17 protein-coding genes are annotated in these 21,383 nt (G+C 32.9%); all 17 read left to right on the top strand.

Features of this window, described 5'->3' with window-relative positions; genetic code table 11:
- The first annotated feature begins 87 nt into the window (after positions 1 to 87).
- The 17 genes from CRS_RS15245 (at position 88) to hisH (ending at position 21,382) form a co-directional block, all read left to right on the top strand.
- Complete coding sequence (locus CRS_RS15245) at positions 88 to 2,016, top strand: nucleoside-diphosphate sugar epimerase/dehydratase (protein ID WP_142724878.1); 1,929 nt, start codon at positions 88 to 90, stop codon at positions 2,014 to 2,016.
- Positions 2,017 to 2,055: 39 nt separating this feature from the next.
- On the top strand, positions 2,056 to 2,880 hold the full coding sequence (locus CRS_RS15240) for a polysaccharide biosynthesis/export family protein (protein WP_142724877.1): 825 nt from the start codon (positions 2,056 to 2,058) through the stop codon (positions 2,878 to 2,880).
- 7 nt (positions 2,881 to 2,887) lie between these two features.
- Positions 2,888 to 5,269 carry a tyrosine-protein kinase gene (locus CRS_RS15235; protein WP_142724876.1) on the top strand — a complete coding sequence of 794 codons (2,382 nt, stop codon included), beginning with the start codon at positions 2,888 to 2,890 and terminating at the stop codon, positions 5,267 to 5,269.
- On the top strand, positions 5,269 to 6,564 hold the full coding sequence (locus CRS_RS15230) for a nucleotide sugar dehydrogenase (RefSeq protein WP_142724875.1): 1,296 nt from the start codon (positions 5,269 to 5,271) through the stop codon (positions 6,562 to 6,564). Before CRS_RS15235 ends, CRS_RS15230 begins: the two co-directional genes overlap by 1 nt.
- A 6-nt stretch (positions 6,565 to 6,570) precedes the next feature.
- A complete protein-coding gene (gene lhgO, locus CRS_RS15225) occupies positions 6,571 to 7,761 on the top strand; it encodes an L-2-hydroxyglutarate oxidase (RefSeq protein ID WP_142724874.1) in 1,191 nt (396 codons plus the stop codon).
- Positions 7,762 to 7,796: 35 nt separating this feature from the next.
- On the top strand, positions 7,797 to 8,921 hold the full coding sequence (locus CRS_RS15220) for a DegT/DnrJ/EryC1/StrS aminotransferase family protein (RefSeq protein ID WP_142724873.1): 1,125 nt from the start codon (positions 7,797 to 7,799) through the stop codon (positions 8,919 to 8,921).
- Positions 8,922 to 8,924: 3 nt separating this feature from the next.
- Entirely contained in the window at positions 8,925 to 10,856 is a 1,932-nt protein-coding gene (locus CRS_RS15215) for an alpha-ketoacid dehydrogenase subunit alpha/beta (protein ID WP_142724872.1), read from the top strand.
- The gene (locus CRS_RS15210; RefSeq protein WP_142724871.1) at positions 10,849 to 11,997 is read left to right on the top strand and encodes an acetyltransferase; all 1,149 of its coding nucleotides are present in this window, start codon (positions 10,849 to 10,851) and stop codon (positions 11,995 to 11,997) included. Before CRS_RS15215 ends, CRS_RS15210 begins: the two co-directional genes overlap by 8 nt.
- Positions 11,990 to 13,000, top strand: a complete 1,011-nt coding sequence (locus CRS_RS15205) for a Gfo/Idh/MocA family protein (RefSeq protein ID WP_142724870.1) — start codon at positions 11,990 to 11,992, stop codon at positions 12,998 to 13,000. Before CRS_RS15210 ends, CRS_RS15205 begins: the two co-directional genes overlap by 8 nt.
- Positions 13,001 to 13,103: 103 nt before the next feature.
- Positions 13,104 to 14,378: a lipopolysaccharide biosynthesis protein gene (locus tag CRS_RS15200; protein WP_172617090.1), complete on the top strand. Its 1,275-nt coding sequence runs from the start codon at positions 13,104 to 13,106 to the stop codon at positions 14,376 to 14,378.
- An 85-nt stretch (positions 14,379 to 14,463) separates the two neighbouring features.
- Positions 14,464 to 15,567 (top strand): O-antigen ligase, encoded by a 1,104-nt coding sequence (locus CRS_RS15195; protein WP_172617089.1) that lies wholly within the window; start codon positions 14,464 to 14,466, stop codon positions 15,565 to 15,567.
- Positions 15,564 to 16,727 (top strand): glycosyltransferase family 4 protein, encoded by a 1,164-nt coding sequence (locus CRS_RS15190; protein ID WP_142724867.1) that lies wholly within the window; start codon positions 15,564 to 15,566, stop codon positions 16,725 to 16,727. Before CRS_RS15195 ends, CRS_RS15190 begins: the two co-directional genes overlap by 4 nt.
- A 20-nt stretch (positions 16,728 to 16,747) precedes the next feature.
- The gene (locus CRS_RS15185) at positions 16,748 to 17,959 is read left to right on the top strand and encodes a glycosyltransferase (protein ID WP_142724866.1); all 1,212 of its coding nucleotides are present in this window, start codon (positions 16,748 to 16,750) and stop codon (positions 17,957 to 17,959) included.
- A 27-nt stretch (positions 17,960 to 17,986) separates the two neighbouring features.
- Positions 17,987 to 18,679 (top strand): FkbM family methyltransferase, encoded by a 693-nt coding sequence (locus CRS_RS15180; protein ID WP_142724865.1) that lies wholly within the window; start codon positions 17,987 to 17,989, stop codon positions 18,677 to 18,679.
- Between the two features lie 38 nt (positions 18,680 to 18,717).
- A complete protein-coding gene (locus CRS_RS15175; protein ID WP_142724864.1) occupies positions 18,718 to 19,629 on the top strand; it encodes a hypothetical protein in 912 nt (303 codons plus the stop codon).
- Entirely contained in the window at positions 19,626 to 20,771 is a 1,146-nt protein-coding gene (locus CRS_RS15170; protein WP_142724863.1) for an N-acetyl sugar amidotransferase, read from the top strand. The genes CRS_RS15175 and CRS_RS15170 overlap by 4 nt, the downstream gene beginning before the upstream one ends.
- The gene (gene hisH, locus CRS_RS15165) at positions 20,768 to 21,382 is read left to right on the top strand and encodes an imidazole glycerol phosphate synthase subunit HisH (RefSeq protein WP_142724862.1); all 615 of its coding nucleotides are present in this window, start codon (positions 20,768 to 20,770) and stop codon (positions 21,380 to 21,382) included. The genes CRS_RS15170 and hisH overlap by 4 nt, the downstream gene beginning before the upstream one ends.
- Position 21,383 lies beyond the last annotated feature (1 nt).

Genomic DNA, 21,383 nt, shown 5'->3' with positions numbered 1-21,383 from the left:
TTTATTTTTGTATGATTGTATCAGAATTATCTTTGATTGGATAATCAGATATTATACCTTAATTAAATATGAACACCAATAAAGACAATGTACAATTCTCTTAGAAAAACAATATTTGGAGGGGATAATGTTGTCAATCTCTCAGACGTAAGATATCTTCCTCGATGGATAATTCTTGTAATAGACATTATTATTCTGATCATATCTTTATTTCTTTCCACTTACATTATCGCAAAGATTACCAAGCAGGAGTTTATATACCATGAAGATAAAAGTTTAATTTTTGCTTTTATTATTCTGGTGAATACTGTTTTTATGTATGTCTTCAAGACTTATGCCGGTATTATTCGCCATTCAACATTTATAGATTTATTTAAGCTTCTGATATCCTGTTTCTGCACGATGCTGACTATCGGAACGATAAATATTCTTTATTTCTGGACTACAGGAAGTAAGTTTATTCTTACCCCTTATCTGGTACTTTACTTTGTCATTTCTTTTATGGGATTATTCCTTTTCAGATTATATGTAAAAGAGTTTTTCCATATTGTAAGAGAATACAGAAGAAGTGCGCTGAAAAAAAGAATTCTGGTATTGGGAATTGATGAACAGTCGATTGCAATTGCACGTGCTATTCTGGATAACCCAAGCCTGCCTTATCAGGTGGTTGGTTTCTTAACTCAAAGAACAGATTCTAAAAGAGCATCTCTGCTGGGAAAACCAATTTACGAAAAACAAAAGATAGAAGAGCATTCAAAAGAAGATCTTATTATTGATGGGGTTCTTGTTGTTAAAGAGATGATGGCAAGAGATGAAATGAATGCTTGGGTAAATTTATTTTTGGAGAAGGACCTGAATGTCTTTAAAGCACCATCCGTACAAAAACTAAGAGACAGTGATCTTGGCGGTTCTATCAGGAATCTTCAGATTGAAGATCTGTTGAATAGAAAACCTATCAAAATCCAGAATGAAAAAGTTAAAAGCAGACATTTTGCTAAGACTGTATTGGTAACCGGTGGAGCGGGATCTATAGGAAGTGAGATTGTAAGACAGGTTGCTCATTTCAATCCCTCTTTAATTGTAGTGCTGGATCAGGCCGAAACTCCGCTGTACGAAATTGAACTTGAAATGAGAGAAAAATTCCCTCATATTACTTTCAAATTTGTTTTAGGAGATGTTTCTAACCATCATAGAATGGAATCTCTGTTCCAGACGTACAATTTTTCAATGGTATATCATGCTGCTGCCTATAAGCATGTACCTTTAGTCGAAGAGAATCCTCATGAAGCCATTTTTGTTAATATATTGGGTTCAAAGATAGTTGCAAAATTATCCAGCAAGTATAAAGTAAACAGATTCGTAATGGTATCTACAGATAAAGCTGTAAATCCAACTAACGTAATGGGAGCTTCAAAACGTGCTGCAGAACTTTTCGTACAGTCCCTTCAGAATGTAGAAGGTAATGTGACCAAGTTTATTACAACAAGGTTTGGAAATGTATTAGGCTCCAACGGTTCGGTCATTCCGCATTTTAAAAAACAAATCGAGGCTGGAGGTCCGGTAACCATTACCCATCCTGAAATTGTAAGATACTTCATGACTATTCCTGAGGCTTGTGAACTGGTTCTTCAGGCAGGAACAATGGGAGAAGGAGGTGAAATATTTGTCTTTGATATGGGAGAACCTGTTAAAATTATTGATCTGGCGAAAAGAATGATAAAATTATCAGGATTCGAACCTAATATTGATATTAAGATTATTTATACGGGATTAAGACCTGGAGAAAAGCTCTACGAAGAACTTTTAAGTGATGATGCAAAAACGCTTCCTACTCATAATGATAAAATTATGATTTCTAAAGACCCTTCCATGGGATTTGAAGATATAGATAGGCTTACTAAAGAAATTACCAAAGCTTCTCTGCGAAGAGATAAAGTGGAAGTAGTAAGGATTCTTAAAACAATAGTGCCGGAATTCCGAAGCAATAATTCAATTTATGAGGCTTTGGATAAATAGAAAAAATATAAATGTATATTTGCACAATTTAACAAAATAATGAAAGGAAAAATATTAGCAGTAGTTTTGGCATCCTCTTTAGTGATTTCCTGTAAAGTGAATCCCAATGCTAAGAACGATTTAAATTATATGCAGAATATAGAAAAAGTGGCTATAGATGCATCAGCTAAAAATTCTAATAATACGATACAGGCTGGTGATCAGATTGTTATTTTGATTACTGCCAAAGATATGGATGTGGTTAAACCTTTTAATCAGAATTACTCTTCATCCGAATTTATTCAAACAAATACTTTAGCAGGGAGTAATACCCCTAATCAGGGAGCCGTGACTATTTCAGGTCCTACTTATATTGTTGATACTAATGGAGATATTGACTTTCCAATTCTGGGTAAAATCAACACATCCAATAAAACTCTCGTTGAGCTTAAAGATGAATTAAGAAATAAGATGACCAAATATGTTATTGATCCTACAGTTAATATAAGACTTGCTAATTTTAAAATAACCGTTTTAGGAGAAGTTAATAGGCAAGGAGACTATACAATAGCTAATGGTCATGCAACAATTTTAAATGCATTAGGTCTTGCAGGAGATTTTACAACATATGGAAAAAGAGATGAAGTTTTGGTGATCAGAACAGAAAACGGACAGGTTTCACATGGACGTATAAATCTTTTAGATGCGAATGTCATCAATTCACCTTATTATAATCTTAAACAGGGTGATGCTATTATTGTTTCTTCGAACAATACAAAAGATGCTATTTCAAAACAAAACCCAAATACAGGACTATATCTGACTGCTATTTCTATTGGGGTGACTGCCATAGCAGTAGTAGTAAGTTTATTTAATAAGAAATAAAAAATTGATGGATAACCAGGAATCTACACAATTTTCAGGAACGGAGAAGATTTCGAATAAAATTAGTACCAATGAGATAATCAAACCATATTTACGAAAATGGCCATGGTTTATTTTCAGTGCAATTTTAACTCTAATAGTTGCCTTTATAGCTGTAAAGTTTATAACACCAGTCTACTCTGTTGAGACAACACTTCTTATAAAAGACTCAAAAAACTCATCATCTGATGAATTGGGAGTACTTTCAGATTTATCTGGATTAGGAGGAATGAAAACCAACAGTATTACAAATGAAATTGAGGTTCTGAAATCGAAAAAACTCATGACTGATGTAGTGGTTAGCCAAAACCTTCAAACAAATATTATAGCCAAAGGTAGAATAAGAAGTATTGAGCTTTACAAAAAGTCATCCCCTATTGAAGTTAAAGTTGTAAATGAAAAATCTAAAACTCCAAATAACCTGATTAATGTAGAATTAAAAGGCAATAAAGTTGTAGTAAATTATAATGATTTAGAAAAAGAAATTGTTTCTGAATATGGAAGAATAATCAATCTTCCCTTTGCAAATATTATTATTACAAAAAATAATAAATATGATGCCAAAACTTCACAAGGGGTAAATACCAATAAATTAGAATTAAATATTTCAACTGTTGAAGCCAAAGTTAATAGTTTATCAGATGCACTTAATGTCAATTTAGCTAATAAAGATGCTACTGTACTTAAGCTAGCAATGAATTATCCACAAACGGAAAAGGCTAAGGATATTCTTAATTCTTTGGTAAATGCTTATAATTATGATGCAATTTTAGACAAAAATTTTGAATCCAAAAAGACATTGGATTTCATTGAAGACAGAGTAAGGAAACTATCTGTTGAGCTTGGACAGGTAGAAAATGAAAAAGAAAATTTTAAAGCTAAAAATAACCTTACTGATCTGGAGACAGAAGCTAAAATTGATTTAGAAAGTTCAGCTACAGCTCGTGGTAAGCAACTGGAACTTGATGGACAAATTGAGTTAACCAACTCATTAATTACTTTTATTTCCAAACAAGGTCAATATCAAATTTTACCGTCAAATGTTGGGTTAAGTAATGCCGATGCAGCGTCTGGTATTACAGCCTATAATCAACTGATATTACAAAGATCAAGATTACTGGAATCTGCAACTATTGACAATCCAGTGGTTGTAGAACTTAATAAACAGATTAATGCTATGCGAACTTCTGTTGTTCAAGCTCTTCAAAGAAATAAAACAGGGTTGGAACTTGCCAGAAATGAATACATAGGAGAACAGAATAAAGTGTCTGGAAAAATTGCTAAAATTCCATCTATAGAGAAAATTTTTAGAGGAATAGAGAGGCAGCAACAAATTAAAGAAAATTTATATTTACTATTACTACAGAAAAGAGAAGAAACCGCAATAGCACAGTCTATTACAGCACCTAAAGCCAGAGTTATTGATGTGGCATATGCTTCTCTTAATCCTGTGGCTCCAAAGAAACAGGTTATTTTGTTGGCTGCTTTATTTATAGGATTACTTATTCCATTTCTAATTATTTATTTATCAGAACTATTAAATAATAAGATTGTCACTAAACATGATCTGGAAAAACTGGTACATGCACCTATTATAGCAGAATTACCAAGTCTTGAAAAAGGAGATTCTGAAATCGTAAAAATGAACGATATTACTCCTATGGCGGAGGCATTTAGAATTCTTATTACGAATATGAACTTTATGCTTTCAAAAGAGAAAAAAGGAAAAGTTGTATTTGTCACTTCAACAGTGAAAGGAGAAGGAAAAACCTTTACTTCCGTCAATTTAGCTTTAACATTGGCTAATCCTAAAAAGAAAGCAATTATCATAGGATCTGATATCAGAAATCCTCAGCTTCAAAGATATAATCCGGCAAGAAAAGGACTTACGGGACTTACAGAGTATCTTTATAATGATGAAACCAAACTTGAAGATATTATTCATGTCTCATCCTTTAATCCTTACCTGGATGTAATTTATTCAGGAATGATTCCTCCTAACCCGACAGAATTATTATCCAACGGCCGTTATGAGTTCCTTTTAAGTGAATTGAAAGAGAAGTATGAATATATTATCCTGGATACTGCACCATTGCTCCTTGTTACAGATACTTTCCTTATTGCTGAACTTTCTGATGTTACCATCTATGTGTCCAGATCTAAATATACCGAAAAGGCATTATTAGAATTTGCCAATAGCAATATCGATCAGAAAAAAATCAAAAATGTTGGGTTTGTACTTAATGATGTGAATAGGGAGAATTTAGGATATAGTAACAAATACGGTTATGGCTATAACCAACATGCAGAACAATCTTGGCTTCAAAAAATAAAAAATAAATTTAGTTAATGATAGCAGCATATACAATAGCGGTTATAGGCCAGGGTTATGTAGGCCTTCCTCTATCCCTTGAATTTGCCAATCACTATCCTGTCTTTGGTTTTGATATTAATACACAACGTGTTGATCAGCTTAATAACGGAAAAGATATAACGCTTGAGGCTGATGTTGATAAATTAAATGACGGACTGAAAAAATATAAAGAATCTAATGGTTCTTTAGGCTATAAAGCCACAAGCCGATTATCTGATATTTCTGAAGCTAATATATTCATTGTAACTGTTCCTACTCCTATTGACAAATATAATGCTCCGGATCTGACTCCTTTGATTTCTGCTTCAAAAATGTTGGGAGAAATTATTAAAAAAGGAGATACTATCATTTATGAATCGACGGTTTTTCCTGGCTGTACAGAAGAAGAATGTGTGCCTGTGCTTGAAAAATATTCAGGACTTAAATTGAATGAAGACTTTTTTGTAGGATATTCCCCGGAAAGAATTAATCCGGGAGATAAAGTGAATACACTTACAAGCGTTAAAAAAGTAACTTCAGGTTCTACAGCAGAGATTGCTGAGAAAGTAGATCAATTATACAAAAAAATTATTACTGCGGGAACCCATAAAGCGCCTAGTATTAAAGTTGCAGAAGCCTCGAAAGCTATTGAAAATGCACAAAGGGATGTTAATATTTCTTTTGTTAATGAATTAGCCTTAATCTTCGATAGAGTAGGTATCGATACCAATGATGTATTGGAAGCAGCAGGTACAAAATATAACTTTCTTAAATATAAACCAGGATTGGTGGGAGGACACTGTATTTCAGTGGATCCTTATTACCTTGCACACAAAGCAGAACAGCTGGGTTATCACCCGGATGTTATCCTATCCGGAAGACGTGTCAACGATTCTATTGCCAAGTTTGTTGCTGCTAAAGTAGTGAAACTTCTTATTGCAAAAGGTGGAGTAATAAAGAACTCTAATGCACTCATTTTAGGCGTAACATTCAAAGAAAACTGTCCCGATGTCAGAAATACTAAAGTAGTAGATATTTACAGAGAACTTGCAGATTATGGTGTAAATGTAGATATTTATGATCCATGGGCAAGCAAAGAAGAAGTAAAGCACGAATATGGAATTGATATTCTGGATGTTCTTCAGGAAGGAAAAAAGTATGATTCATTAGTTATTGCTGTTTCTCACAATGAGTTTCTGGAAATGGATCTGGATCAGCTTAAAAAAGAAAATGCCGTGGTTTTTGATACCAAAGCATGTTTAGACAGAAATCTGGTTGATGCAAGATTATAGCAGGTAATGAATTATGATATTATCATCATTGGCGCAGGTTTGGTAGGATTGGCTACAGCCTATCAGACTAAGCTGAAAAGTCCTGGTTCTAAGATTCTGATTTTAGAAAAAGAAAATGATGTGGCATTGCATCAGTCGGGACATAACAGTGGAGTAATCCATAGTGGAATTTATTATAAACCGGGAAGCCTTAAAGCTAAGAATTGCATTGAAGGATATAACTCGGTAATTAATTTTGCTGAAAAACACGGAATACGATATGACCTTTGCGGGAAAATAATTGTAGCCACTTCCCAGGAAGAATTGCCTCTTTTAGATACTATTTATAAAAGAGGAGTTGAAAACGGACTTCAGGATTTAAAGTATCTTTCAAGGGAAGAATTTCGTGAAATTGAACCCCATTGCGAAGGAGTAAAGGCGATCAGAGTCCCACAGACCGGAATTATTGACTATCCCGGAATAGCTAAAAAAATAAAAGAACTTTTTGAAGAATTAGGAGGAGAAGTAAGGTTTAATAATGAAGTAAGAAACATTATTGATAAAAGCTCTGAAATTATTGTAAACACCAATGTTTCCGAATTTAAAACTAAAAAACTGATTTCCTGTGCGGGATTATATTCTGATAAGATAACCAAAATGACCAACGAAAAAAATGATGTGGTCATTATTCCTTTCAGAGGAGAATATTATAAAATTAAGGATGAAAAAAAACATCTGGTAAAACATCTTATTTACCCGGTACCTGATCCTAACTTTCCGTTTCTTGGGGTACATTTTACCAGAATGATTGATGGCAATATTGAAGCAGGCCCTAATGCCGTTCTCGCTTTTAAAAAAGAGGGATACCATTTTTTCGATTTCAATTTCGGTGAAACCATGCAAACTTTGTTATGGCCTGGATTTAGGAAAATTGTAGCGAAATATGGAAAAACAGGAATGGGAGAAATGCACCGTTCACTCTCCAAATCTGCGTTTACAAAAGCCCTCCAGAAGCTCTTACCGGAAATACAGGAAAATGATCTTGTGTCGGGAGGTTCAGGAGTAAGAGCTCAGGCTTGTGACAGAAACGGAGGCCTGATTGATGATTTTGATATCGTGAAAAACGGAAACATCATTCACGTCAGAAATGCTCCGTCCCCGGCTGCCACTTCCTGCCTTTCTATAGGAAATAAAATAAGTGAACTTATTACAAGTTAAAAACGCACCTCTAAATACTCTCAAAAAACTAAAAGATGAAAATTCAAATGGTTGATCTTAAAGGTCAATATCAGAAAATAAAAAATGAAATTGATGCTGGAATTCAGGATTGTATTGATAAAACAGCATTCATCAATGGTCCTGCTGTAAAAGAATTTCAACAGGATTTCGAAAAATATCTGGGAGTAAAACATGTTATTCCATGTGCTAACGGAACAGATGCACTTCAAATTGCCATGATGGCCCTTAACCTACAGCCCGGAGACGAAATAATCTGTCCAGCCTTTACTTATGTAGCGACAGCAGAAGTTGTTGGTCTTTTAGGATTGAAGCCTGTAATGGTAGACGTAAACGAAGATACTTTTGATATACAGCTGGAAGATCTTGATAAATATCTTACACCCAAAACCAAAGCAATAGTTCCTGTCCATTTATATGGGCAGAGTGCTGATATGGAACAAATTCTTAAATTTGCAGAAAAACACAACCTTTTTGTTATAGAAGATAATGCTCAGGCAATCGGTTCTGATTATACTTTCTCAGATGGGACTGTAAAAAAAACGGGAACTATCGGACATATCGGCTGCACCTCATTCTTTCCATCAAAAAACCTGGGATGTTATGGTGATGGAGGGGCATTGATGACAAATGATGATGAATTAGCCTTCAAAATCAGAATGATTGCCAACCACGGTCAGGAAAAGAAATACTATCACAAAATTTTAGGTTGTAATTCAAGACTGGATACTATTCAGGCAGCTGTGTTAAAAGTTAAGCTTAAGTATTTAGATGACTATTCAGCTGCCCGAAACAGGATGGCAGATTATTATGATAAAAACCTTGTGGCTATTGCTGAAATTCAGATTCCTAAGAGAGCTGGAAATTCTACTCACGTATTTCATCAGTACACCCTTAAGGTGAAGAATGGAAAAAGAGACGGATTACAAAAATATTTGGCAGAAAAGAATATTCCAAGTATGATATACTACCCTTTACCTCTTTATAAGCAGGAAGCTTTTCTTCAATATGTAGCCGAGGGCTTTAGCCTTCCGGTTACAGAACAGCTCTGCAAAGAAGTCATCTCTCTTCCTGTCCATACAGAATTTGACCAGGGAGTACTGGATGTTATTATTACAGAAATTAAGAATTATTTTAATTAAATTATGGATTATTCTAAGGCAATACTTATCAGAGAATTTGAAAAATTACTTTTAGATCAATTTTCTAAAGGAAAACTTAATGGAACAGTCCATACTTGTGTAGGACAGGAAACTACAGCCGTAGCCATTGCTTCAAACTTTAAAAAAGGAGATCGAATTTTTTCCAATCATAGGGGGCATGGTCACTTTATTTCTATAAATGGAGATATTAAATCACTGCTTGCTGAAATGTTGGGAAAGGAATCAGGAATCTCTTCCGGAATCGGAGGCAGCCAGCATTTATATAATGATGATTTCATAAGCAATGGTATCCAGGGAGGATTGGCTCCTGTAGCTGTTGGATATGGATATGCCAATAAGCTCAAACAAAATGATAATATTTCGATTGTCTTCTTAGGCGATGGAACTATGGGGCAGGGAATTGTATATGAAGCACTGAATCTGGGAGCGATCTATTCTTCTCCAACACTTTTTGTTATGGAGAATAATGGCTATGCACAATCAACTCCTTTTGAAATGATTAAGAGAGGGGAAATGAAAGACAGAATCGAAGGATTCGGGGTGAAATATATAAAAACTTCAATTTGGGCGTCAGACTTTGAAGAGACAGTAACCAGAGCAACCCTGGAGACAAGAGAAGGAAATCCTGTTTTTTTGGAGATTGAATGTTATAGGTTGAATTCACATTCGAAAGGAGACGACAATAGAGAAACAAATGAAATAGCTCATTATATTGAGATTGACCCTATTAATGTTTTTTACAAAAACTTCCCTGAAAAAGCATCCGGGTATGAAGCTGAAGCCAAAAAATTGTTGATGGCCTATCTGGAAGAACTTGAAGAAGAGAAGCCTTTGAGCTCTATGACTGAGCATATTTCAGTATTTAATTTAGAATCAGAGATAGAAGAATACAATATCGAAAAGTTAGGAAAAAGGATAAACAAACTTATTAATGAAGGTTTGGATATATTTTTAACCAACGAAAACTCTATTTTTTTGGGGGAAGATATTATGGAAACAACAGCTTATACCCCTGGAAATTATGGAGGAGCATTTAAAGTCTCTGAAAAGTTGAGTCATAAACATAATAACAGAGTATTTAATACTCCTATTTGTGAAAGTTCAATAATAGGATTTGCAATTGGATCTGCGCTGAATGATTACAAATCTATTGCAGAAATTATGTTTGGAGACTTTTTAACATTAGGATTTGATCAAATCTTACAACAGGCTTCTAAAATACCAGAAATGTTTGGTAGAAAAGTAAAACTACCTATGATTATCAGAACACCTATGGGAGGAAGAAGAGGTTATGGACCCACACATTCACAAAATATAGAAAAGCATTTCCTATTTATTCCTAATACTAGAGTCATAGCTCTTAATTCATTTTATAACCCTAGAGATATTTTTGAAACTCTATATCATAAGAATGATATATTAACTTTGATTATAGAAGACAAAATTGCTTATACAAAAGAAATCTTCTGGAAAGATCTGAAAGGATATAATGTATATAAAACTAAAGAAGATTTTCCGACTTTAATTTTTAAACCTGCTAAAATAAAGCCTAATCTGACAATACTATGTTATGGTGGTATGTTAGACGAAGTATTGGCTACAATAGAGGATCTTCTTGTAGAGGAAATCTTTGTACAAATCGTTTGTCCTACGCAATTGTCTCCATTTAATATTAATCAGGTCATTGAAAGTGTATCTGTAACAAAAAATATTTGTATCATAGAGGAAGGATCTAAATATGCCTCTTTATCAGGGGAAATTTTTTCTTATTTTACAGAGCATAAGATAGCACTGAATAAAGCACTTAGAATTTCTAATGAAAGTTTGATTCCTTGTGCTAAAGATGCAGAGTTAAGTGTGATACCCAATAAGAATTTAATTTTCAACAAAATCAAAAAATTTGCTCATGAATAAGTACTTTATTGAACAAATTAACGTAAGTGATAATGAATATTTAATCACTTCTATACCATTTAACAGCGGTGATAGAATTAGTAGGGGTGACATTATAATTTCCTATGAATCTTCAAAAGCTGATTTTGATGGCGATTCAAATGAAGACGGATATATTTATTACAATCCTTCACTTCAGTTGAAAAAGAACTATAAAATTGGTTATTTATTAGCTGTAATTTCTGAAGAACCTCTGGATCATTTAGATGAGATCTTTAATGAAGGAAGTCTATCCGGTAAGGACTCATTTCAAGATACAGATAAGATTATTACCAAAAAAGCGAAAAAACTTATAGATAGTCATAATATTGATGTAAATATCTTTGATGATGAAATTATTTCCGAAGAAATCATTTTAGAATATTTATCCAAAACAGAGAATCATTCATTTCAGGATATAGAATATTATTATTCTAAAAGTATTGATTTTAAAGTTAGAAATGGTCAGAAGAAACTGGCGATCATTGGAGCTGGAAAAGCAGCTCTACAACTTCTTGACACGATTTTTGAACTTAAAAATATAGACCCTGTTGTATTGTACGATAACAATTCTTCTATAATAGGTAAAACTCTTTTGGGAATTGAAATAAAACAACTCTCAGTTGAAACAATTATCGAAGATTATAATCAGAGGCTATATGATGAAATTATAATCTCTTTTTCGGGGAATATTGCAGAAAGAAAAAGGTGGTTTGAAGTATTGGATAGTAATCATATTCCTATGGCCAATGTTCTTCATCCTACTTGCATTGTTAGTAATTTTGTGAATATAGGAAAAGGAAATATCTTTTTTGCTAATACAAGAATTGGCCCATTTGTCGAAATAGGAAATAATAATGTTGTTTCTTCATATTGTAGTTTTGAACATCATAATAAATTAGGGAATCATAACACATTTGGCCCTTCAGTGATCTTTTCTGGCAGCTGTACTATTGGAAATGAAATAAAATTTGGAACAGGGATTTTTATAGAACCAAAAGTGAAAATAGGAAACCATAGTATTATTTCTTCAGGTTGTATTGTTCAGAAAAATATTCCTGAATATAATATTCTAAGAAATACAGCAAAATTTGAATTAAAAAAAATAAATACAGATGAATAAAATAAAATTTGCAGTTGTAGGATGTGGTCATATTGGGAAAAGACATGCTGAAATGATATCCAGAAATGAAGAGTGTGAATTGGTTGCTTTGGTGGATGTAAAAGACAAATCTGTTCTGGAAATTGACCGTTATGAGGTTCCATTTTTTAAATCTCTGGATGAATTATTGAATTCCGGAATTGATTTTGACGTCGTTAATATTGCCTCACCGAATGGGTTTCACTTTGAACAGGCCTATAAGGTAATAGACGCAGGGAAGCACGTGGTAGTGGAAAAGCCAATGACGTTATGCAAACAACATGCTGAAAAACTTATTTTTCAAGCCTTGCACAAACATAAGCAGGTTTTTGCGGTAATGCAGAACCGGTATTCTCCTCCATCAGTATGGATTAAAGAAATGGTGGAGAGTGGAAAATTGGGTAGAATATTTATGGTGCAGCTAAACTGCTACTGGAACCGTGATGAAAGATATTATAAACCTGAATCATGGCATGGAAAGCTTGATCTGGATGGAGGAACGCTATTCACACAATTTTCTCACTTTATAGATATTATGTACTGGCTGTTCGGTGATATTACCAATATTCAGGCAAAATTTGCAGATTTTAACCATGAAACTCTTACTGATTTTGAAGATTCAGGTTTTGTGAATTTTGATTTTGTAGATGGCGGGATGGGATCATTAAACTATTCAACTTCTGTATGGAATCAGAATTTAGAAAGCTCAATGACCATTATTGCAGAGAACGGTTCTGTAAAAATTGGTGGACAATATATGGACAAAGTAGAAATTTGCAATGTTAAGGATTATCTAATGCCGGAATTAGCTCCCACAAATCCTGGAAATGATTATGGCGCATATAAAGGCTCAGCAGCAAATCATCATTATATTATCGAAAATGTTGTAGATGTTTTAAAGGGAAGAAATACGATCACTACAAATGCCTTAGAAGGGCTTAAAGTTGTTGATATCATTGAAAGGATTTATGCCCTAAAAGAATAATTATTTACTGTTAAAACAATAGTTGCTGGAATTGTATAAATATGCGAAATAGATGGGTTACTTCCAACAAAAAAATTATGAATGAAAAATTGTTTGAATAGCTTTGAATTTTAAAAAAATTTTAAATAGTGTAAAATCGAATTCTTTTTTACAAAACGTAGCGATATTATCTAGTGGAACTGTTATCAGTCAGTTGATAGTGATTGCGACCTCTCCTCTTCTTTCCCGAATGTATTCTGTTGAATCGTTCGGTATTCTTTCTATTTTTACAAGTTTTACCGTATTTCTGGCAGTCCTTTCAACCGGACGCTATGAATTGGCTGTCGGACTTCCAAAAGAAGATAGTAGAGCTTCAGCAATATTTAAACTTATTATTTATATTTCCATTACAGTAACATCATTATATCTTGTTCTGATTTTTTTATTGAAAAATGTTTTTCATATCCATGACAAAACACAGTTTCTCTCAAACAATGAGGTATATATAGCTCCCTTATATATTTTTTTTGGTGCTGTTTATTCTGCATTAGGATATTGGAATCAAAGAAATAAAAAATATAAAAAAATTACTTTTTCAAATGCTATACAAGTAATTACCTCTTGTATATTCAGTATTATATTCGGAATACTGGGCTACAAAAATGGGATGATAATAGGGATGATATCGGGAATCTTTACTTCTATACTTTATTTACTTTTAACAGATAGAGAGTTAAGAACTTTCTTAAAATCTCACCATAATGAATTAAAAAGTGTAGCAAAAGAATACTCCTCTTTTCCAAGATACATGATCATTTCTGATATGTCTCTTGCAGCTTGTCAACAATTCATCCCAATATTATTTTCTGTTTTATATAACACTACAATTGTGGGGTTTTTTTCAATGGCAAACAGGATGATAAGACTTCCAAACATTGTTATTACAACTTCAGTAGGGAATGTTTTCAGAAATGAAGCTATTGATGAAATCCGGGAAAAAGGAAATTGTAAAGACCTTTATAGATCTACTATTAAAAAACTTATTTTAATGTCACTTCCGATATACTTAGCCGTATTCATTATCTCACCTAAGCTATTCGTTTTTGTTTTTGGTGATAAATGGGAAGTTGCAGGCTATTTTGCCAGAATCTTGTCTGTTATGCTTTTGATAGAATTTGTTGTTACTCCTCTTAATACTTTATTTTATGTAGTGGGTAAACAAAAAATATTAATGAGACTGCAGGTTGTAAATGCTTTGTTGGTTTTTATTTCAATTTATTCAGGGTATTATTTCTTTTCAGATTACTATATTTCATTGATATTATTTTCTGGAGTTTCTATTTTATCAAATATTATTTTCTTAATTTTTACAAATAAATTATCAAAAGGTGTATACTGAAAAAGTAAATAAATTACAAGTCGTTTTTTTGGTTCTGATGCTTTATGGGTATGAACTGGTATCTTTTTTTCCTAGTTTACTGAATATGGAGTCATCAAGACCTGTATCTGTAGGATATAGAGTATTTGTTTTTTTATTGGCTAGCTGGGTAATTCTTAAAAATAAAATCAGATTAACAAATAAACACCTTTTAATATATACTTTCTGGTTCCTGTATTTATTACGATTATTTTATGATTCAGCATTGACCTCAAAAATAATACAATCTCCTATTGTAGATTATTGGGCTTTCTCTGCAGGGATTATCGGCTGTTCTTTGGCTTGTACAACAAATTTTAATCAAAATACCATTATATCCGCACGAAAATGGGTGGTAATTGTTTTATATATCGTTAATTTATGGGGGCTGTATAATAACATTACACAGCCTCAGATAGTACCAGATGATGTGCTGGTAAGAGCAGATGCTAATGCTGCTCTTAATACTGTTTCTTTCGGTAGGGCAGCCGCTGTTATGTTCTTTATTTGTTTTACTATATTTTTAGAAAAAAATACAGCCTGGCAGAAAGTTTTGCTTGGTATAGGGATGGGGATCAGCCTTTTCAATTTGTTTATGGCAGGGTCAAGAGGCCCTTTATTACAGCTAGTGATTGTTATTATTGTATTTTTATTAAGTTCAAGAAAACTTATTAAGCCGAAATATATTCTCTTATTTGTCATTATGGTAGTAATACTGATGACCCTTTTTCCACAATATTTAAATATTTCAGAATTAGTTTTTGAGAGATTTAAAGAAACAGGTTTTTCTTCTAATGATAGTGATCGGTTTAGAGCAGAATTATTTAAATCAGCCTGGAATCAGTTTCTTGATCATCCCGTCTTTGGTGACTCGATTGAAACTGTTTTTGAAGGTACTTATCCCCATAATCTGTTGCTTGAATCCTTAATGAGTATTGGTTTTGTGGGAGGAATAATGATTATTATAATTATCATAATAGCATTCATTAATGCTGTCAGATATATAAAAATACCCTATTATAATTGGCTGGGAGCAATTCTATTGATGGATGTGATTTCATCCAATTCATCAGGATCTATTGCCAATTATTTATTATTCTGGCCGTTATTGGCATTTACCATTAATAGCCATATTACAAAACAACAAAACGGAAAAACAATACAGATATGAAAATATTAATGCTGTGTGATGCCTACTTTATCGACTTTCAGTATCAGGAAAATTTAATTGCGAAAAGTTATATTAAATTAGGATATGAAGTGGTCGTGATAACAAATACAAATGAAAAAATTCTTGACTTTATTAATGATATTCATGATAATTCACTTCCTGAAAAAATTGAATATGATAATGGAGTTAAAATTTACAGAGAGCCTTATAGTATAAATATTCTACACAGGGTAAGACGCTTTAAAAATGTTAAAAGAATTCTGGATCAGGAAAAGCCGGATTTTCTCTTTTCTCATGATATACAGTTTAATATCGGAGATCTGGTAGATTATAAAAAAAAATATAATACCAGGATTATTATGGATTATCATGCTGATTTTTCAAATTCTGGAAAAAACTGGGTGTCAATTAACATTCTTCATAAAATTATACGAAAAAGATACCTGTATAGATATAAAAAATATATTGATAAAATATATCCTGTAGTTCCTGCCGGTGAAGAATTCCTCCATAAAATCTATGGAATTTCATATGATGAGATGGAACTTCTCCCTCTTGGCTGTGAGTATGATGAATGTGAAAAATTTAGAAAAGAAACGGATATTATAAAACTTAGGGAAGAATATGGTATTTCACCCAATGATATTGTGATTATCACAGGTGGAAAATTCCATAAGTTGAAACGTACCGATTTGGCTGTAAAGGCAGTGAAAAAAATAAATCAGAAAAATGTACATATGATAGTATTCGGTACGGCAGATAAGAATCATGAAGAGTACTTAAAAACTATGCTGCAAGATGCTGAAGGCGCCAATATACATTTTACAGGATGGGCAGATAGTAAAAAAATTTATGAGCTAATGGCAATTTCTGATATTGCATTATTTCCGGCCAGTCAGTCAGTACTCTGGCAGCAGTCAATAGGGATGCATTTACCTCTTATTGCTGGGGATGCTGGGGGTCAGGATATGTCTTATCTCAATCAGAATGGTAATCTTATAAAAATTGATGCCCCTGATATTAATGAAGATTTTATTAAAGAAATTTTGCTAGATTTAATTCAGAATCCTGAGAAAATTGAATCAATGAAAAAGGGAGCTGAAAAAACAGCAAAAGAGTATTTAGATTACTCTATTATTGCAAAAAGAACTCTAAGCTAAGCAGCTGTCAGATAAGTCTTATGAAAATAGTACAAATAAGCAGTGAAGTAAATATTGGATCTGTAGGTAGAATTGCCGAACAGATTGGAGAAAATGTCCTGAATGAAGGATGGAAAAGCTATATTGCTTATGGAAGAGAAGCTCTTCCCAGTAAGTCTGAAGTTTTTCAGATCGGAAATAAACTGGATATTTATAAACATGTTATTTTGACAAGACTTACCGATAGACACGGATATGGATCTGGAAGAGCAACAGAAGAGCTTATTGAGAAAATAAAAAAAATTAATCCGGACATTATTCATTTACAACATGTACATGGATATTTTGTAAATATTGATATTTTGTTTAATTTTTTGAAAGAGGCCAATTTACCTGTAGTATGGACTTTCCATGACTGCTGGTCTTTTACAGGACATTGTGCCTATTATGAGTTGATAGAATGCAATAAATGGGAAACACAGTGTAGTGAATGTCCGCAAATTTCAGAATATCCAAAGTCTATATGGAAAGATAATTCGAAAAAAAATTATATTGACAAAAAGAAGTTGTTTACCTCAGTACCCCGAATGACCATTGTACCCGTATCCAGTTGGCTCGAAGGTGAAGTGAAAAAATCCTTTCTGAAAAGTTATAATGTGAAGACTATTCATAATGGTGTTGATATTCAGCAATTTGTGTATAGGGAGAACGATTTTAAACAACGGCATCATATTGAAAATAAATTTTTAATATTAGGAGTAGCTAGTCCTTGGGATAAGCGAAAAGGATTAAAGTATTTTATAGAATTATCAAAAATGTTATCTGATGATTATAGAATTGTATTGGTTGGATTAAGTAAAAAACAAGTAAAAGCTCTACCTGTAAATATTATTGGATTTGAAAGAACAAAAGATGTAAATGAGCTGGCAGAACTCTATTCCGCTGCGGATGTGTTTGTAAATCCTACGCTGGAAGACACTTTTCCAACTACCAATTTAGAAGCTCAATCTTGCGGAACGCCGGTTATTACTTTTAAAACAGGAGGTTCCCCGGAAGCGATCAGTGGATTAACGGGAATTGTAGTAGAAAAAGGTGATGTTTCTGGACTTGTAAACGCTATCCAGGAAGTGCGGAACAACACCCGTGCTTTTTATTCTGAAAACTGCAGAAAAAGAATCTTGGATTTATTTGATAAAAAAAATGCATTCAAAAATTATATAGATTTATATAAAGAATTAATAACTAAGAATTAAAAACGAATACTAAAAAACCAAATAGATATGAGTTTCACTGTAAAAATACGATCTACCATCAATGCATTGACCGGAAAAATTACTAATGTAAAAAGAAACATAAATATAAACCATAAATGGTATGGTAATGATTACAGTGGTTTTTATGTTTCTCCGGTAAAACTTAGTGAAAAATCGATTATCTATTCTTTTGGAGTAGGCGAAGATATTTCATTTGATGAAGATTTGATCAAAGAATTTGGATGTAAAGTATTTGCATTCGATCCGACTCCAAAATCCATAGAATGGATTAAAAATAGAAATATACCTTCAGAATTTGCTTTTTTCCCCTATGGTATAGATGACCATACAGGAGTAGTTGAATTTTTGTTACCTAAAAATGATAATCATGTTTCAGGAAGTGTGATCAATCAGATCAATGTGGATGAAAAGAAAACTGTAAAAGCATCAATGAAATGTCTTTCAGATATTGTTAAAGACTTGGGGCATTCATATATAGATATCGTAAAAATTGATATTGAAGGTTCTGAATACAAGGTTTTAGAGAGTATATTGTCTGCTCCGGTAGAGATAGGTCAGATATTAATAGAAATTCATGAGAGGTTTTTTTCAGATGGAAAAGATAAAACCAAAGAACTTCTTAATATGCTGGATCAAAAAGGATTTAAATTATTTGGAATATCAGATTCAAAAGAAGAATTGTCTTTTATAAAACTATAGTTGCTTATTTCTTTTTTAATAATTGTAAACAGAAAATTATGAAAAGTTTATTATCATCATTATTTTTACTGTTGATGGCTTGTACGTCAACTTCACAAGTTAAAAATAACCAGACAAAACTCTATTATTCATTGGGTACAATAGGAAACAAGGCTGACAATTATTTTAAACAGATAGGAGCTGTTGAAGTGGGCTTTTTAGACGAAGGGCAGTTCATTTCCAGGACCGGAGATAAGTACTATCTGAACAGAGAATTACTAGAAAAAGAAATCAATAGAGGAGTTCCCGATAAAAATGCAAAAGGTATTGTTTATATAGACCTGGAAATGCCATTTGAGGATATGAATGGTAAGGATAATAATCTTGCCATGAAAGGCATGAATTATTGCCTTGAAGTATTAAGATATGCTAAAAAAGCAAGACCAAATATAAAATGGGGATTTTATGGATTCCCATTTACCAGTGTTTGGGGACCGAATAAGGAATTTTTTGATGAACAAAACAAATTTGCACCTCTATTGAAAGAATGTGATATTTTTTTTCCGTCACTATATACCTTTTATAGTAATCCTGCAGCGGTTCTTGCTAATGGTAATTACTTAGAAAATAATCTGAACGGACTTATAAAATTAGGAACTGCTTATAAAAAGCCTGTTTATGTTTTTATGTGGCACAGATACCATACCAGTAATGAGAAAGATGCTATGAAGGAAATTTCAGATAAGATATGGCAGGAACAGATGGAAACTGTTGCAAGTCAAAATGTAAATGGTAAATTTGTAGATGGAATTATGTGGTGGGGAGCAGATGCCTATTTTTATGAGAGACCTGAAGCGGAAAATATGAGAAAAGAATTTAAAGGGACCCTCAATAATTTTATTTCTCATAATGATGAGTCGATAATAAGGAAAGCCAAGATAATAAAAGACGTTTTACAAAGTAAAAAATGATGAATAAAAGACCATATCAGATCTGTACAAAAACTATAATGGACACTACAGACCCGAATATTATTTTTAATGAAAGGGGAGAAAGTGATTATTATACCAATTTTAAAGAAAATATTGAACCCAACTGGCATACAGATCAGCAAGGATACGACGAATTGATGAAAATTGCTGATAGAATCAAAAAAACATCTAAAAATAAAGATTTTGATTGTATTATTGGTCTGAGTGGAGGATTAGACAGTTCTTATGCAGCTTATATAGCAAAAGAAGTTATGGGGATTCGTCCCTTGATTTTTCATGTTGATGCAGGATGGAATACAGACAAAGCCGTGGGAAATATTGAAAAACTGATCAATGGTCTGAATCTGGATTTATATACTGAAGTAATCAATTGGGAAGAAATGAAAGATCTGCAGGTCGCATTTTTAAAGTCTCAAATCTCAGATCAGGATTTACCACAGGATTATGCTTTCTTTTCTGCCCTATATAAATTTGCAAAGAAAAATAAAATCAACTATGTACTTACGGGAAGTAATTTTTCTACTGAATGCTGCAGAGAACCTGAGGAATGGGGAGGGTTCCCCGGGATTGACACCACCTTGGTAAAAGATATTCATTCCAAGTTTGGTAAAAGACCTCTTAAAACATTTCCGTTAGTTGATATTCTTTCTTATAAAATTCTTTACAAATATGTATACGGAATGGAAGTATTCAAACCTCTGAATCTGGTTCCGTTTCATAAAAAAGAAGCTGAATCCCTTTTAGTAGAAAAGTTTGGTTGGGAACCTTTCCAACACAAACATCATGAATCAAGATTTACCCGTTTTTATGAAGATTACTGGTTACCAAGGAAATTTGGTTTTGAAAAGAGAAAAGCACACTTTTCTTCACTGATTCTTACCGGGCAGATGACCAGAGATGAGGCTTTGGACAGAGTGTCAAGACCTGAACTGTCAGAAGAATTTTTACAGAAAGAATTTGAATATGTCGCAAACAAGTTAGACCTTACAAAAGAAGAACTGCAGCAGATCTTCGAAGGAAAAAATAAGACATATAAAGACTATAAAAATAAAATGGGTATCATTAAATTTGGTGCTCAGACCATGCAAAAGTTAGGGTTAGAAAAGAGACTATTCAGATGATTACAATTATTGACTACGGTGTAGGAAACATTAATGCTTTTGTAAATGTGTATAAAAGAGTGGATGTTCCTGTTAAAATAGCCAGAACAAAAGAGGACTTAGAAGGAGCGCAAAAATTAATCTTGCCCGGAGTAGGGCATTTTGACCATGCAATGGCTCAACTGAATAATTCGGGGATGAGAGAGAAGCTTGATGATTTGGTAGTCAACCAGAAAGTACCTGTTATTGGGATCTGTGTGGGAATGCAGATGATGGCTAACAGAAGTGATGAAGGAGTCATGGAAGGTCTTAAATGGATTGATGCTACTGTTAGGAAATTTGACGAAACTAAAATACAGCAAGTAACCAGATTACCCCATATGGGTTGGAATGATGTGAAACCTGTAAAAGATGTAGGGTTATTTAACGGATTACATGAGAATTCAATTTTTTATTTCCTTCATACGTATTATTTTGAATGTAATAATAATGAAGATATCATGGCAGTTACGGAATATGGTGGAGAATTTGCTTCTGCTGCCCATCATGAAAATAAATTTGGAATACAATTTCATCCGGAAAAAAGTCACCATTATGGTGAGATTTTATTACACAATTTTGCAAAACTTTAAG

The sequence above is a fragment of the Chryseobacterium sp. ON_d1 genome (genome assembly GCF_006829085.1).
Lineage (GTDB): Bacteria > Bacteroidota > Bacteroidia > Flavobacteriales > Weeksellaceae > Chryseobacterium.
Note: the sequence above shows the minus strand (reverse complement) of the source record. Positions and strands in the feature narration are given on the sequence as shown.

Excerpts from the sequence above, each read along its gene's own strand:
- CRS_RS15220 (WP_142724873.1), top strand. The coding sequence starts at position 7,797 with ATGAAAATTCAAATGGTTGATCTTAAAGGTCAATATCAGAAAATAAAA.
- CRS_RS15215 (WP_142724872.1), top strand. The coding sequence starts at position 8,925 with ATGGATTATTCTAAGGCAATACTTATCAGAGAATTTGAAAAATTACTT.
- CRS_RS15245 (WP_142724878.1), top strand. The coding sequence starts at position 88 with ATGTACAATTCTCTTAGAAAAACAATATTTGGAGGGGATAATGTTGTC.
- CRS_RS15210 (WP_142724871.1), top strand. The coding sequence starts at position 10,849 with ATGAATAAGTACTTTATTGAACAAATTAACGTAAGTGATAATGAATAT.
- CRS_RS15205 (WP_142724870.1), top strand. The coding sequence starts at position 11,990 with ATGAATAAAATAAAATTTGCAGTTGTAGGATGTGGTCATATTGGGAAA.
- CRS_RS15235 (WP_142724876.1), top strand. The coding sequence starts at position 2,888 with ATGGATAACCAGGAATCTACACAATTTTCAGGAACGGAGAAGATTTCG.
- CRS_RS15195 (WP_172617089.1), top strand. The coding sequence starts at position 14,464 with ATGGAGTCATCAAGACCTGTATCTGTAGGATATAGAGTATTTGTTTTT.
- hisH (WP_142724862.1), top strand. The coding sequence starts at position 20,768 with ATGATTACAATTATTGACTACGGTGTAGGAAACATTAATGCTTTTGTA.
- lhgO (WP_142724874.1), top strand. The coding sequence starts at position 6,571 with ATGAATTATGATATTATCATCATTGGCGCAGGTTTGGTAGGATTGGCT.
- CRS_RS15170 (WP_142724863.1), top strand. The coding sequence starts at position 19,626 with ATGATGAATAAAAGACCATATCAGATCTGTACAAAAACTATAATGGAC.
- CRS_RS15190 (WP_142724867.1), top strand. The coding sequence starts at position 15,564 with ATGAAAATATTAATGCTGTGTGATGCCTACTTTATCGACTTTCAGTAT.
- CRS_RS15185 (WP_142724866.1), top strand. The coding sequence starts at position 16,748 with ATGAAAATAGTACAAATAAGCAGTGAAGTAAATATTGGATCTGTAGGT.
- CRS_RS15175 (WP_142724864.1), top strand. The coding sequence starts at position 18,718 with ATGAAAAGTTTATTATCATCATTATTTTTACTGTTGATGGCTTGTACG.
- CRS_RS15180 (WP_142724865.1), top strand. The coding sequence starts at position 17,987 with ATGAGTTTCACTGTAAAAATACGATCTACCATCAATGCATTGACCGGA.
- CRS_RS15240 (WP_142724877.1), top strand. The coding sequence starts at position 2,056 with ATGAAAGGAAAAATATTAGCAGTAGTTTTGGCATCCTCTTTAGTGATT.
- CRS_RS15230 (WP_142724875.1), top strand. The coding sequence starts at position 5,269 with ATGATAGCAGCATATACAATAGCGGTTATAGGCCAGGGTTATGTAGGC.